Source organism: Vibrio sp. SBT000027 (assembly GCF_963894355.1).
Taxonomy (GTDB): Bacteria; Pseudomonadota; Gammaproteobacteria; order Enterobacterales; family Vibrionaceae; genus Vibrio; species Vibrio splendidus.
This window is the reverse complement of record NZ_CAWQGD010000004.1, coordinates 291,289-305,723: the sequence shown is the minus strand read 5'-3', so window position 1 is coordinate 305,723 and position 14,435 is coordinate 291,289. Positions and strand designations below refer to the sequence as shown.

The 14,435-nt window shown below is 44.7% G+C and carries 11 protein-coding genes; 4 read left to right on the top strand and 7 right to left on the bottom strand.

Features of this window, described 5'->3' with window-relative positions:
• The first annotated feature begins 15 nt into the window (after positions 1-15).
• Together panB and panC are read left to right on the top strand one after the other, a co-directional pair.
• Positions 16-810: a 3-methyl-2-oxobutanoate hydroxymethyltransferase gene (gene panB, locus AACU28_RS11415; protein WP_121602956.1), complete on the top strand. Its 795-nt coding sequence runs from the start codon at positions 16-18 to the stop codon at positions 808-810.
• Between the two features lie 8 nt (positions 811-818).
• A complete protein-coding gene (panC, locus tag AACU28_RS11410; protein ID WP_017079968.1) occupies positions 819-1,709 on the top strand; it encodes a pantoate--beta-alanine ligase in 891 nt (296 codons plus the stop codon).
• Positions 1,710-1,815: 106 nt separating this feature from the next.
• Here panC and AACU28_RS11405 read toward each other — a convergent pair whose 3' ends face one another.
• The 3 genes from AACU28_RS11405 to AACU28_RS11395 all read right to left on the bottom strand — a co-directional run bounded on the left by AACU28_RS11405 (position 1,816) and on the right by AACU28_RS11395 (position 5,458).
• The gene (locus tag AACU28_RS11405) at positions 1,816-2,586 is read right to left on the bottom strand and encodes an ABC transporter permease (RefSeq protein ID WP_121602955.1); all 771 of its coding nucleotides are present in this window, start codon (positions 2,584-2,586) and stop codon (positions 1,816-1,818) included.
• A 1-nt stretch (position 2,587) separates the two neighbouring features.
• Entirely contained in the window at positions 2,588-3,505 is a 918-nt protein-coding gene (locus AACU28_RS11400; protein ID WP_017087409.1) for an ABC transporter ATP-binding protein, read from the bottom strand.
• Positions 3,506-3,826: 321 nt separating this feature from the next.
• Entirely contained in the window at positions 3,827-5,458 is a 1,632-nt protein-coding gene (locus AACU28_RS11395; RefSeq protein WP_029222729.1) for a SulP family inorganic anion transporter, read from the bottom strand.
• 287 nt (positions 5,459-5,745) lie between these two features.
• Here AACU28_RS11395 and can point away from each other — a divergent pair, with 287 nt between their 5' ends.
• The gene (can, locus tag AACU28_RS11390) at positions 5,746-6,405 is read left to right on the top strand and encodes a carbonate dehydratase (RefSeq protein ID WP_004735453.1); all 660 of its coding nucleotides are present in this window, start codon (positions 5,746-5,748) and stop codon (positions 6,403-6,405) included.
• A 77-nt stretch (positions 6,406-6,482) separates the two neighbouring features.
• Here can and hpt read toward each other — a convergent pair whose 3' ends face one another.
• The gene (hpt, locus tag AACU28_RS11385) at positions 6,483-7,013 is read right to left on the bottom strand and encodes a hypoxanthine phosphoribosyltransferase (protein ID WP_004735452.1); all 531 of its coding nucleotides are present in this window, start codon (positions 7,011-7,013) and stop codon (positions 6,483-6,485) included.
• Between the two features lie 337 nt (positions 7,014-7,350).
• Here hpt and AACU28_RS11380 point away from each other — a divergent pair, with 337 nt between their 5' ends.
• A complete protein-coding gene (locus tag AACU28_RS11380; RefSeq protein ID WP_017079965.1) occupies positions 7,351-7,956 on the top strand; it encodes a LuxR/HapR/OpaR family quorum-sensing transcriptional regulator in 606 nt (201 codons plus the stop codon).
• Between the two features lie 190 nt (positions 7,957-8,146).
• On the opposite strand, the gene lpdA is transcribed toward AACU28_RS11380, so the two are convergent.
• From lpdA to aceE, 3 genes are all read right to left on the bottom strand, one after another.
• Entirely contained in the window at positions 8,147-9,574 is a 1,428-nt protein-coding gene (gene lpdA / locus AACU28_RS11375; RefSeq protein ID WP_004735450.1) for a dihydrolipoyl dehydrogenase, read from the bottom strand.
• Between the two features lie 242 nt (positions 9,575-9,816).
• On the bottom strand, positions 9,817-11,706 hold the full coding sequence (gene aceF, locus AACU28_RS11370) for a pyruvate dehydrogenase complex dihydrolipoyllysine-residue acetyltransferase (protein WP_121602954.1): 1,890 nt from the start codon (positions 11,704-11,706) through the stop codon (positions 9,817-9,819).
• 26 nt (positions 11,707-11,732) lie between these two features.
• On the bottom strand, positions 11,733-14,396 hold the full coding sequence (aceE, locus tag AACU28_RS11365) for a pyruvate dehydrogenase (acetyl-transferring), homodimeric type (RefSeq protein ID WP_121602953.1): 2,664 nt from the start codon (positions 14,394-14,396) through the stop codon (positions 11,733-11,735).
• Positions 14,397-14,435: the final 39 nt, after the last annotated feature.

The following is a 14,435-nucleotide window of genomic DNA, read 5'->3' as shown; positions in this document are numbered from 1 at the left end:
CATTAAGGAAAACCAATGAAAAAAGTAACCATTAACGACCTGATCAAATGCAAACGTGAAGGCCGTAAATTCGCGACGTCGACAGCTTATGATGCGAGCTTTGCTCAGTTATTCGAAAGCCAAGAAATGCCAGTTCTGCTTGTCGGTGACTCACTGGGTATGGTTCTACAAGGCCATAACGACACATTACCAGTAACCGTTGAAGACATTGCTTACCATACTCGCTCAGTGCGCGTAGGTAGCCCAAACTGTCTTCTTATGGCTGACATGCCTTTCATGAGCTACGCAACGCCAGAGCAAGCCTCTGAGAGCGCAGCAACCTTGATGCGTGCTGGTGCGAACATGGTAAAAATCGAAGGCGGAAGCTGGTTGGTTGATACTGTGAAGATGCTAACAGAACGTGCAGTACCAGTATGTGCACACTTAGGCTTAACGCCTCAGTCTGTGAACATTTTTGGTGGTTACAAAGTGCAAGGTCGTGACGACGAGCAAGCCGACAAAATGGTTGCTGACGCTCTAGCACTGCAAAACGCAGGTGCTCAAATCGTTCTCCTTGAATGTGTGCCCGCTTCATTGGCAAAAAGAATTACAGAAGCTTGTGACGTACCCGTTATCGGTATCGGCGCAGGTAATGTTACCGATGGTCAGATCTTGGTTATGCATGACATGTTCGGTATTTCTGCGAACTACATGCCGAAATTCTCTAAGAATTTCCTAGCTGAAACAGGTGATATGCGTACAGCCGTCGCTCTATACAAAGAAGAAGTAGAGAGCGCACGTTTCCCTGATGATGCTCATACAATCGCTTAGGAGTAACTATGCAAACTTTTGCTGAAATAGCGGCTCTTCGTGAGCAGATTAAACAGTTTAAGCGTGATGGACGTACGGTTGCTTTTGTCCCGACAATGGGAAACCTGCATGAAGGTCACCTGACTCTGGTCAAGAAAGCTCGTGAACTGGCTGATATTGTTGTGGTAAGCATCTTTGTTAACCCGATGCAGTTTGATCGTACTGATGACTTGAACAACTATCCTCGTACGTTAGAAGCTGATTTAAGTAAGTTAACAGCCGAAGGTGTTGAGCTCGTGTTTACACCGACACCAGAAGTCATGTACCCAGATGGATTAGATAAACAGACGTTTGTTGAAGTTCCAGGCATATCTCACATGCTTGAAGGCGCGTCTCGTCCAGGTCACTTCCGCGGCGTATCAACGATTGTCGCTAAACTGTTTAATATCGTTCAGCCAAACTTTGCATGCTTCGGTGAGAAAGACTTTCAGCAACTTGCTGTTATTCGCCAGATGACAACAGATTTAGCGTTAGACATTGAAGTTGTCGGTGTAGCGACCGTTCGTGAAATGGATGGCTTGGCTATGAGCTCTCGCAATAGCAACCTAACGATTGACGAGCGTCAACGAGCTCCAGTTCTAGCGCGCACTATGCGTTGGATCAGTAGCGCTATTCGTGGTGGCCGCGATGATTACGCGTCAGTGATTGAAGATGCGACTGACCAGCTACGCGCAGCTGACTTACAACCGGATGAGATCTTTATCTGTGATGCGAAAACGCTGCAAGCGATCACGTCAGAAACGACTCAAGCTGTGATTCTGATGTCAGCTTTCCTAGGTAAGACGCGTCTTATCGATAACCAAGTTCTAGATTTGGTTACGGAAACAAAAGAAGAATTAAAAGAAGAAACGGCTGAATAGTCGGCTTCTGCTCTTAACGCAAAACAAGAACACCAAACGCAAAACATAAAAAAGGTCGATGTTATATCGACCTTTTTCTTTACCTGTTACTTAGATTAATCAAAGGTTAGCTACGTAAGCCAATCCCCTTAGTCACTAGGTAGTGTGCAACGCCATACAGCGCTACGATAAACACACCCAATACACCAAACGACGTTACAATCCCCACATCAGACACGCCTAAGAAGCCATATCTGAACGCGTTAACCATGTACACAATTGGGTTCAGTTTCGACACACCTTGCCAAAATTCAGGCAATAGACTGATCGAGTAAAACACACCACCAAGGTACGTCATCGGCGTTAAAATAAAGGTCGGGATAATAGAGATATCGTCAAACGTGCGTGCAAATACAGCGTTGATTAAGCCACCCAGAGCGAACACAACCGACGTTAGAAATACTGTCGCAATAATCACGCCCCAATGGTCAACTTGCAGGTCGACAAAGAAAAGCGATACGAAGGTGACTATGGTACCCACTAACAAGCCACGCACCACACCGCCCATTACGAAACCAGCAATGATCACGTAGTTAGGAACTGGCGCTACAAGCAGCTCTTCAATGTTCTTCTGGAATTTGGCACTAAAAAACGACGAAGCAACGTTGGAATATGAGTTAGTGATCACCGACATCATGATCAGGCCGGGAACAATGTATTCCATGTAACTAAAGCCGTTCATTTCACCAATACGCGCACCAATCAAGTTGCCAAAGATGATGAAATACAGCGTCATGGTAATCGCTGGCGGGACAAGCGTTTGCACCCAGATACGAGTAAAGCGATTGATCTCTTTGGTCAACAAGCTACAGAAAGCGGTCCAATATAGGCTGTACATATTATTTACTCCCCTCACGGACAATACTCACAAATAGCTCTTCTAAACGGTTTGCTTTGTTACGCATAGAGAGGACTTTCACCTGCTGTTCACTCAATTGAGCAAAGATGGTATTCAAACCTAGGTTCTTGTCGATTTCGATTTCTAGCGAACCATTAACCATCACTTGGCTATTCACACCTTCAAGTTTAGGTTCAGTGGCGCCCTCTTCAAGATCAAGAATAAAGGTCTCTGCACTCAACTTACCCAGCAGCGACTTCATTGTTGTATTCTCGATCAGCTCACCACGGTTGATGATACCAATGTTACGACACAACATTTCCGCTTCTTCTAGGTAGTGCGTCGTCAAGATAATGGTAATACCCTGCTTCTCATTGATCTCTTTCAGGAACCCCCACATTGAACGACGCAGTTCAATATCAACGCCCGCCGTTGGCTCATCAAGAATCAACAAATGAGGCTCATGCATCAGCGCACGTGCGATCATCAAACGACGCTTCATACCACCAGACAAGTTACGTGCACGTTCGCCACGCTTTTCCCACAAATCGAGCTGAGATAAGTATTTTTTCGCTCGCTCTTTCGCCAGTGCTTTTGGCACACCGTAATAACCCGCTTGTTGTAGTACGATCTGCTCAACGGTTTCGAACGGGTTAAAGTTAAACTCTTGAGGCACTAGACCTAAGTTCTGTTTCGCCAACTCCAGATCGGTATCAATGTCGTAGCCGAACACTTTAACCTTGCCTGAAGTTTTGTTAACCAGTGAAGAGATAACACCAATGGTGGTTGATTTACCTGCACCATTTGGACCAAGCAGAGCGTAAAAATCGCCTTTTTCTACTTGTAAACTAACGCCTTTAAGAGCCTCAAAGCCCCCTGCATAAGTTTTTCTTAATTGCTCAATTTCTAATGCATACATAGAGATAGACTGCCATTTGCTATAGATAAGATGTTGATGACCGAGCTTGAGGAAGAGAGTAATGCTTAAAACGAGCTAGCAGAAAACTAACCCAAACTTGTTTACTCGGCCATTTTGCAAACAAGTTTATCGTTGATTAACGATTAATACAAATACCGAGTGAGGGTTTCTTTCGAAAGCGAACAAGAATATTGGCTATGTGAAGACCAATTCAGTGTTCAGCAAATATAAAAATGCCGTTAAGTTATTCACTTAACGGCATTAATCACCAATACTAGATTTGGCGTCTATAACTAATTCATGTCAGATTATTGCTGAAAATTAGACTGACTCAAATTGATGTTCATCTCTATCAACATAGCTTGTTGCAGCTGTCAGAGCTTCATATCTGAATCGGTAAGTGTTGGATTCCGGCACAAGATCAAGCACGTGGAATTTCTCTAGCTGCTGACGAGTATTCTCATTCGGACACAGCAAGTACACTTCACACTGCGCATCCAACGCATCTTTAATCGCATTTTCTAGTGCAAGCCCAACCGTCACATCAATCATAGGCACATCTGTCAGATCTAGAATCATCGCTTCGTAATCAGAGATACTAGAGTGCTGACGTGAAATCGCCTTTGAAACACTGAATATCATTGGCCCAGAAAGGTAAAAGAACAGCACTTTACCATTGGCACTATCCAGTAGCTGACGTTCGCTATCGGTCAATGGGATATCGTCTTCATCATCACCATCACTGATCGCCTTAACTTGTCTGGCTTGCTCTCGGCTCAATCTTTCAATAATCAGGATGTTCGAGATAAAAACACCCAGTCCGACAGCAATAATCAAGTCAACAAACACAGTCAACAGCATCACGCCGTACATTACGCCCATGCCGGCATAACTCACCTTGTGTGCTCGCTGGATAAAGCTCCAGTCAAGAATATTGAAACCAACATACATCGCAATGCCAGCCAATACCGCCATAGGGATCGGTTCGGTTAAGCCACCAGCAACCAATACCACCAATGCCAAAACTAAGGCTCGAATAACACCAGAAAGTGGAGAGCGAGCACCCACCTGAATATTGGTTACGGTACCCATGGTTGCGCCCGCACCGGGTAGCGCACCAAACAAACCAGAGATCATATTCGCGATGCCTTGGCCACGAAGTTCTTTATCTGAATCATGTTCTTTACGAGTCAGTGAATCTCCGATAACCGCAGTCAGAAGCGTATCAATACAACCCAACGTACCCAGCACCAAGGCATCAATAACCATGGTCGTAAATTGTTCAGAACTGATTGTCGGAATAACGAGAGAGGGTAAACCAGCAGGGATCTCACCAATACGGCGAATAGAGTCGGTATCGAAAATAATGACGGATAAAAGGGTGACAGCAACCAAAGCAACCAGTTGAGCGGGCACATACTTACGATATTTAGCCGGAAAGCCAAACAGAATACCGAGTGTTAATGCCCCTAAAAACAGTTCGCTTATTTTCAGATGGGCTAACGTATCAGGTAATGCGGAAAGCGTGCCCATCACCCCGCCAGATGGAGCCGCATGTCCTAACAATGGTGATAACTGCAAGATAATCAGAATAACGCCGATACCCGACATAAACCCAGAAATCACGCTATATGGCATCAAAGTAACGTATTTTCCGAGCTTTAAGGTACCAAGTAATATCTGAAAAGCACCCGCCATCATGACTACGGTAAAAGTCATTGCCATTCCGGTTTCAGGATATTTGGCCACCATGCTTGTCATCACAGCTGTCATGATCACCGTCATCGGCCCGGTAGGCTCTGATATCAAACTGCTTGAGCCGCCAAACAGTGCGGCAAATAGGCCAACCATGATGGCGCCCCAAAGGCCAGCTTCCGCGCCCGCACCAGACGCAACACCAAATGCCAACGCTAAAGGCAATGAAATGATGGCTGTGGTTACACCGCCAAACATGTCTCCTTTGAGACTGATATCCGCAAAACGACTTCCAAACAAAACACACCTTCCTGATGATGAAAATGACAAACCTTATCACTTTAACAAATGAGTTAATCAGACAGAAAGTGTTAATTCAATCACATTATTCATGACTTATAACCAGATAGTAGTTTCTGTGCTAAGTTAATGATCTTAACGACTAGAACACGTCAGATGAGTACGTGTTGACGCAGTTTTTACGGGATTGAATTTGTAACATTGTGTATAGTTACAATTCTTAATGAAGGGATGTAAGACGCAAAATGCCAGAGATTAAACAGCTTTTTGAAAACAACTCTAAATGGTCTGAAGAAATTCGATCTCAAAGACCTGAGTATTTTACAACGCTTGAAGAAGGGCAAAGCCCTGGCTTTCTATGGATTGGCTGCTCTGATAGCCGAGTACCGGCCGAGCGTCTCACTGGTTTGTATTCTGGCGAACTGTTTGTTCATCGAAATGTAGCAAACCAAGTGGTTCATACCGATCTCAACTGCTTATCCGTTGTGCAATACGCCGTTGACGTACTCAAAGTTAAACACATCATTGTATGCGGTCACTATGGCTGTGGTGGTGTTAATGCAGCGATTGATAACCCTAAACTTGGCCTTATCAACAACTGGCTACTCCACATTCGCGATAACTACCTTAAGTACCGTAAGCAAATTGAATCTCTACCTCGTGAACAATGGGGTGACAAGTTGTGCGAAATTAACGTTGCAGAGCAAGTCTACAACCTTGGTAACTCAACCATCATGCAAACCGCATGGGAACGTGGACAAGATATTGAAATCCACGGCGTAGTTTATGGTATTGGTAACGGCAAGCTACAAGACCTTGGCGTTCGTTGTTCAAGTAATGACACGTTAGAAAATAGTCACTTAGAAGCGCTTGAAAAAATCCTATCGTCTCCAACTCTTGGTTAACCTTTAACGTCTAACCAGTAGATATAATAAAGGCTCGCATTGTGCGAGCCTTTATTGTTTTTCTTCCAGAGCAGTGATTACTCTTGAGGTACTACTTTACCGATGTACGGTAGGTGACGATATTTTTGTGCGTAGTCGATACCAACACCAACAACGAACTCGTCAGGAATCTCAAAACCAATCCACTTTGTATCGACAATCACTTCACGGCGAGAAGGCTTGTCTAATAACGTGCAGATTTCGATAGATTTAGGGCCACGTAGGCTCAAAATCTCTTTCACTTTAGTCAGTGTGTTACCTGTATCGATAATGTCTTCTACAAGCAGAACATCTTTACCTTGGATATCATCATCAAGGTCTTTCAAAATACGAACGTCACGTGAGCTTTCCATGCCGTTGCCGTAGCTAGACGCGGTCATGAAATCAACTTGGTGAGTTAAATCGATAGCACGAGCAAGATCCGCCATAAAGACAAAAGATCCACGTAATAAGCCAACTAAAACTAGATCTTCACTGCCTTTATAGTGCTCCGTGATCTGCTTGCCTAGTACGTTCACTCGATCCTGAACTTCTTGCTCAGAGATCATGACTTCAACTGTATGCTTCATACTGCTCTCATTTTATTTGGTGATTGCGACGAATGTTGACAGTTTCGTCAGTTGTGTCGCTCAATTTTGTGAGTAAGTCTAGCACTGCTCAAATACCCACACCACCTTATGGTTCTAATTTACTGTGAGATTCTCAATTAAATGTGCGCTGATGCCCTATCCAATACTCGCTTCCTTTCACATCAATCCTGATCACGCTTTATGTATCAAGTTTGATGTAACTGTCTATAAAACAAGCTCAAAGGATTGACCATTCGCATATGCACCATTACACTCATCTTGGCTTAAATAATAATAAAATCATTAATATAAAAATTTCGTTGGCAAGGAAAATAAAATGGACTCAATATCTAAGAGACCTAGAACTAGGCTTTCACCTTTAAAAAGAAAACTTCAATTGATGGAAATCGCTCTTGAGGTATTCTCTCGCCGCGGTATCGGTCGTGGTGGACACGCTGATATTGCAGACATCGCTCAGGTGTCTGTAGCAACCGTATTTAACTACTTCCCGACCCGTGAAGATTTGGTTGATGAAGTACTAAATCACGTTGTACGCCAATTCTCTAACTTCCTTTCAGACAATATCGATCTGGATATTCACGCAAAACAAAACCTACATAATATTGCGACTGAAATGGTGACGTTAGTGGCTCACGATAGCCATTGGTTGAACGTATGGTTTGAATGGAGCGCTTCGACTCGTGATGAAGTATGGCCTCTATTCGTAACCACCAACCGCACTAACCAAATGTTAGTACAAAACATGTTTAGTAAAGCGATCGAACGCGGCGAAGTTTGCGACGATCACGATCCTAAACATCTAGCGAACCTATTCCACGGCATCTGCTACTCACTGTTCATTCAAGCGAAACGTGTAGAAACGCCAGAAGAGCTTTCAAGCTTAACGGATAGTTACTTGAACATGCTGTGCATTTATAAGTAGATTCGAGTAAATAATTTAAGGGTTGGCCTAATCGGTCAACCCTTTTTTGTCGTATATAATCGCTCTTCGCATCCCGAGCGCAGCGTACTCGCATCTCGGAGTGAAACGTTCCTGTTCCTTACTTCAGATATAAAAAAACCGCTGACGAATCAGCGGCTTTTAAAAACATTAGCGAGTGGCTAAAGAAGAATTACTTCTTCTTTTTTACTGCTTTTTTGTTTGGAAGGTCTGTGATTGAACCTTCGAATACTTCCGCAGCTAGACCAACAGACTCGTGTAGAGTTGGGTGAGCGTGGATAGTAAGAGCGATATCTTCTGCATCACAACCCATTTCGATTGCTAGGCCGATTTCGCCAAGAAGTTCACCACCGTTAGTACCAACAACAGCACCACCGATTACGCGATGAGTATCTTTATCGAAGATCATCTTAGTCATACCGTCAGCACAGTCTGAAGCGATTGCACGACCAGAAGCAGCCCAAGGGAAAGTAGCAACTTCGTAGTTCAGGCCTTCCGCTTTCGCTTCTTTCTCAGTCTTACCTACCCAAGCAACTTCTGGCTCAGTGTACGCAATTGATGGAATTACTTTAGGATCGAAGTAGTGCTTCTTACCAGAGATAACTTCAGCAGCTACGTGACCTTCATGCACACCTTTGTGAGCAAGCATTGGTTGACCAACAACGTCACCGATCGCGTGGATGTGAGGAACGTTAGTACGCATTTGCTTATCAACATTGATGAAACCACGCTCATCAACTTCGATACCCGCTTTTTCAGCGTCGATAAGTGCACCGTTTGGAACACGACCGATAGCAACAAGAACAGCATCGTAGCGCTCAGCTTCAGCTGGTGCTTTTTTGCCTTCCATTGAAACGTAGATACCGTCTTCTTTCGCTTCAACAGCAGTCACTTTAGTTTCAAGCATTAGCTTGAACTTGTTCTTGATGCGTTTAGTGAAGACTTTAACGATGTCTTTATCCGCAGCAGGGATAACTTGATCGAACATCTCAACAACTTCAACTTTAGAACCTAGAGAGTGGTAAACCGTACCCATCTCAAGACCGATGATACCGCCGCCCATGATAAGCAGTTTTTCTGGTACTTCGTTTAGTTCTAGTGCATCCGTAGAATCCCAAATACGTGGGTCTTCATGTGGGATGAAAGGAAGTTTGATTGGGCGAGAACCCGCTGCAATGATTGCATTATCAAAGTTAATTGTTGTCGTTTCTTCGCCAACAACTTCGATGCTGTTAGGACCAGTAAACTTACCGAAACCGTTAACAACAGTAACATTACGCATCTTAGCCATACCGCCAAGACCGCCAGTCAGTTGATCAACTACTTTGTCTTTCCAGATACGAACTTTGTTGATGTCCGTTTGTGGCTCGCCGAATACAACGCCGTGCTCTGCCATCGCTTTTGCTTCTTCAATTACTTTAGATACGTGAAGAAGTGCTTTTGATGGAATACAACCAACGTTTAGACATACACCACCAAGAGTGCTGTAACGTTCAACTAGTACTGTTTCTAGACCTAAATCCGCACAACGGAATGCCGCTGAGTAGCCAGCAGGACCTGAACCAAGTACAACAACTTGGGCTTTAATTTCTTTGCTCATTGTGACCTCTTGTAGTCATTATCCCTAACAGGCTGAGTAGATGTTCTTAAAATTATTGGGCTTTCAAACAGGAAACATTTTACAGAGATGTTAACAGTGTGAAAGTAGCTTTAAGTTAGCCTGTGAGCTAGACAACAATTCCCCCGCAGTTTATGAGAAATGCCGGAAACTGTTCTCTAAAAATAGTCTTTATATAAAGAATTAAGGTGACCCGAAAGTCACCTTAATAATTACTTTCTCAATTACAGTACTAGACGACGAATGTCAGATAGTGCGCTGTTTAGGAAAGTAATGAAGCGTGCACCTTCAGCACCATCGATCACGCGGTGATCGTATGATAGAGACAGTGGAAGCTGTAGACGTGGTTGGAACTCTTTACCATTCCAAACTGGCTTAATCTCAGACTTAGATACACCTAGGATACCTACTTCTGGAGCATTTACGATTGGAGTAAATGCAGTACCGCCAATACCACCAAGGCTAGAGATTGTGAAACAACCGCCTTGCATGTCTGCTGCTGTTAGCTTACCAGAGCGTGCTTTCTTAGAAACAACCATTAGTTCTTCAGATAGCTCGTAAATACCTTTCTTGTTCACGTCTTTGAAAACAGGAACAACTAGGCCGTTTGGTGTATCAACTGCGATACCCACGTTTACGTACTTCTTAAGAATGATGCTTTCGCCATCGTCAGAAAGAGACGAGTTGAATGCAGGGAATGCTTCTAGCGCTTTAGCAACAGCTTTCATGATGAACACAAGTGGAGTGATCTTCATGCCAGTGTCTTTCTTCGCTTCGATTGCATTCTGTTCTTTACGGAATGCTTCTAGCTCAGTGATGTCTGCATTGTCCCACTGTGTAACGTGCGGGATCATTACCCAGTTACGGTGCAGGTTAGCGCCAGAGATCTTCTTAATCTTAGAAAGCTTCTGAACTTCAGTTTCGCCGAACTTGCTGAAGTCAACTTTTGGCCACGGTAGTAGACCAAGAGCAGAACCGTCGCCGCCTTTGCCAGATGCTGCAGCACCAGACTCTAGACGCTTAAGTGCATCTTTAACGTAAGACTGAACGTCTTCTTTAAGGACACGGCTCTTACGACCAGTACCTTTAACCTTAGAAAGGTTAACGCCAAATTCGCGAGCAAGACGACGAACAACTGGAGAAGCGTGCGCGTAGTCACCGTTCTCTTGGAAGTCGCCAGCTGCTGGAGCTACTGCTTCTGCTTTAGGAGCAGGTGCGGCTGCCGGAGCTGCTGCTTGTGCTGGAGCTGAAGCCGCTACTGCTACTGGAGCTGCGCCTTCAACAACGAAAGTCATGATTGAAGAGCCTGTTGACACTTTGTCGCCAGCTGCAATCTTGATTTCTTTTACTGTACCAGCGAATGGTGCAGGCACTTCCATTGAAGCTTTGTCGCCTTCAACAGTAATTAGAGATTGCTCTTCTTCTACTGTATCGCCAACCGCTACCATGATTTCAGTAACTTCTACTTCGTCGCCACCGATATCAGGAACGTTCACTTCTTTCTCAGCAGATGCTGCTGGAGCCGCTGCAACTGGTGCTGCCGCTGGAGCAGGAGCTGCTGCAACTGGAGCGCCAGAACCTGCCACTTCAAATACCATTACTAGAGAACCAGTAGATACTGAATCACCAGAAGCGATCTTGATTTCTTTAACGATACCAGCGAATGGTGCAGGAACTTCCATTGAAGCCTTGTCACCTTCAACAGTAAGAAGAGATTGCTCTTCTTCTACTGCGTCGCCAATAGCTACCATGATTTCAGTTACTTCAACTTCATCACCGCCGATATCAGGAACGTGAACTTCTTTAAGCTCAGCTGCTGCAGGAGCAGCTGCAACTGGTGCCGCCGCTTCAACTGCTGGCGCAGCCGGTGCTGCTGCAGCACCTTCCGCTTCGAAGATCATGATAAGAGAACCAGTAGAAACAGAATCACCTTCTGAAATCTTGATTTCTTTAACGATACCCGCTTGAGACGCAGGAACTTCCATTGAAGCTTTGTCGCCTTCAACAGTGATCAGTGACTGCTCTTCTTCAACCTTGTCGCCAACGTTTACAAGAATCTCAGTTACTTCAACCTCGTCAGCACCGATGTCTGGTACATTAATTTCGATTGTCATTGTATTTACCTACCTTAATGCCAGTCTTATGCGTATTGCGGGTTAGTTTTTTCAGTGTCGATATCGAACTTAGCAATTGCTTGTGCAACTACAGACTTCTCGATATCACCACGTTTAGCCAGTTCAGTTAGAGCTGCAACTACGATGTAGCCAGCGTTAACTTCGAAGTGACGACGTAGGTTTGCACGGCTGTCAGAACGGCCGAAACCATCTGTACCAAGTACTTTGTAAGACTCAGTTGGCATGTACGCACGTACTTGCTCAGCGTAGTTCTTCATGTAGTCAGTCACTGCGATTGCAGGTTCTTTACCAAGAACAGTCGTGATGTACGGTACTTTCTCTTCAGCTTCTGGGTGAAGCATGTTGTCACGCTCTACCGCTTGGCCGTCACGAGTTAGTTCGTTGAACGACGTTACAGAGAATACGTCAGATGCTACGCCGTACTCTTCGCTTAGAATTTCAGCGGCTTTACGCGCTTCGTTCATGATAGTACCAGAGCTCATTAGTTGAACTTTGCCCTTAGCACCAGCGTGAGATTCAAGTTTGTAGATACCCTTACGAATGCCTTCTTCAGCGCCTTCTGGCATTGCTGGCATTGCGTAGTTCTCGTTCATTACTGTTAGGTAGTAGTAAACGTTCTCTTGGTTCTCACCGTACATGCGACGGATACCGTCTTGCATGATTACCGCTAGTTCGTAAGCAAACGTTGGGTCGTAAGAGATACAGTTAGGGATCGTGTTCGCTTGAATGTGCGAGTGACCATCTTCGTGCTGTAGACCTTCACCATTCAGTGTTGTACGACCTGCAGTAGCACCTAGTAGGAAGCCACGAGCTTGTTGGTCGCCTGCTAACCAAGCCATGTCGCCAATACGTTGGAAACCGAACATTGAGTAGTAGATGTAGAACGGGATCATCGGTAGATCATTTGTGCTGTATGAAGTTGCAGCAGCAACCCATGAAGCCATAGAACCTAGTTCGTTGATACCTTCTTGAAGAACTTGACCAGACGTTGCTTCTTTGTAGTAAGAAACGATGCCTTTATCTTCAGGTGTGTATTCTTGACCGTGTGGGTTGTAGATACCAACCTGACGGAATAGACCTTCCATACCGAATGTACGAGCTTCATCACAGATGATAGGAACAATGTTCTTACCAATGTTCTTATCTTTAAGAAGGATGTTTAGCGTACGTACATAAGCCATAGTTGTAGAGATATCACGCTTCTGCTCACCTAGTAGAGGTGCGAATGCGTCTAGCTCAGGAACCTTGAACTCTTGAGTAAACTTAGGAAGACGTGCAGGCGTGTAACCGTGAAGAGCGTTACGACGAGCGTGCATGTATTCGTACTCAGGCGTGCCTTCTTCTAACTTCAGGTAAGGAAGCTCTGTGATTTTCTCATCAGAAAGAAGGTCTTCTAGGCCTAGGCGATCACGTAGGTGTTGAACATGAGTCATGTCCATTTTCTTAACACCGTGTGCAATGTTCTTACCTTCAGCCGCATCACCCATGCCGTAACCTTTAACAGTTTTAGCTAGGATTACAGTTGGCTTACCGTTTGTCTCTTGTGCATTGTTGAATGCAGCAAACAGTTTAGAAGAATCGTGACCACCACGCTTAAGAGCGAAGATTTCGTCATCAGTCATGTCTGCAACTAGTGCAGCTGTTTCTGGGTACCTACCAAAGAAGTGCTCACGTACGTATGCGCCATCTTTAGATTTGAATGTCTGGTAGTCACCATCGATAGTTTCGTTCATTAGTTGAAGAAGCTTACCAGTCGTGTCTTTAGCCAGTAGTGAATCCCAGTTGCTACCCCAGATAACTTTAACAACGTTCCAACCTGCGCCTTTAAATAGGCCTTCAAGTTCTTGGATGATGCTACCGTTACCCATTACAGGGCCGTCTAGACGCTGTAGGTTACAGTTGATTAGGAAACATAGGTTGTCTAGCTTCTCACGCGCAGCGAAAGAGATAGCACCACGTGATTCTGGCTCATCCATCTCACCGTCACCTAGGAACGCGTATACGCGTTGCGCTGAAGTTTCTTTCAGGCCACGGCCATCAAGGTACTTAAGGAAGCGCGCTTGGTAGATCGCAGAGATCGGACCAAGACCCATAGATACAGTAGGGAACTGCCAGAACTCAGGCATCAGTTTCGGGTGCGGGTAAGAAGGGATACCTTTACCATCAACTTCTTGACGGAAGTTATCTAGCTGTTCTTCAGTTAGACGACCTTCAACGAATGCACGAGAGTAGATACCTGGAGAGATGTGACCTTGGTAATAAACTAGATCGCCACCGTCTGTCTCGTTTGGAGCACGGAAGAAGTGGTTGAAACATACTTCGTAGAACGCTGCAGCTGACTGGTAAGAAGCCATGTGACCACCAAGGTCTAGGTCTTTCTTAGAAGCACGCAATACAATCATGATTGCGTTCCAGCGAATAATCGAACGAATACGACGCTCAAGAGTTACGTCACCAGGGTAAGCTGGCTCTTGTGCTGCTGGAATTGTGTTGATGTAGTTTGTGTTGATGCCTGTAGCCATATCAACACCATCTAAACGCGCTTTATCTAGAACTTGTTCTAGTAAAAACTGTGCACGTTCTACACCTTCTTCACGTACTACTGACTCAAGAGCTTCTAACCAATCTTGAGTTTCCAGAGCATCAACGTCATGCTTCATGTCAGACATGGCGATCTATCCTTTTTGTTAGTTGGATTCTACTAAACA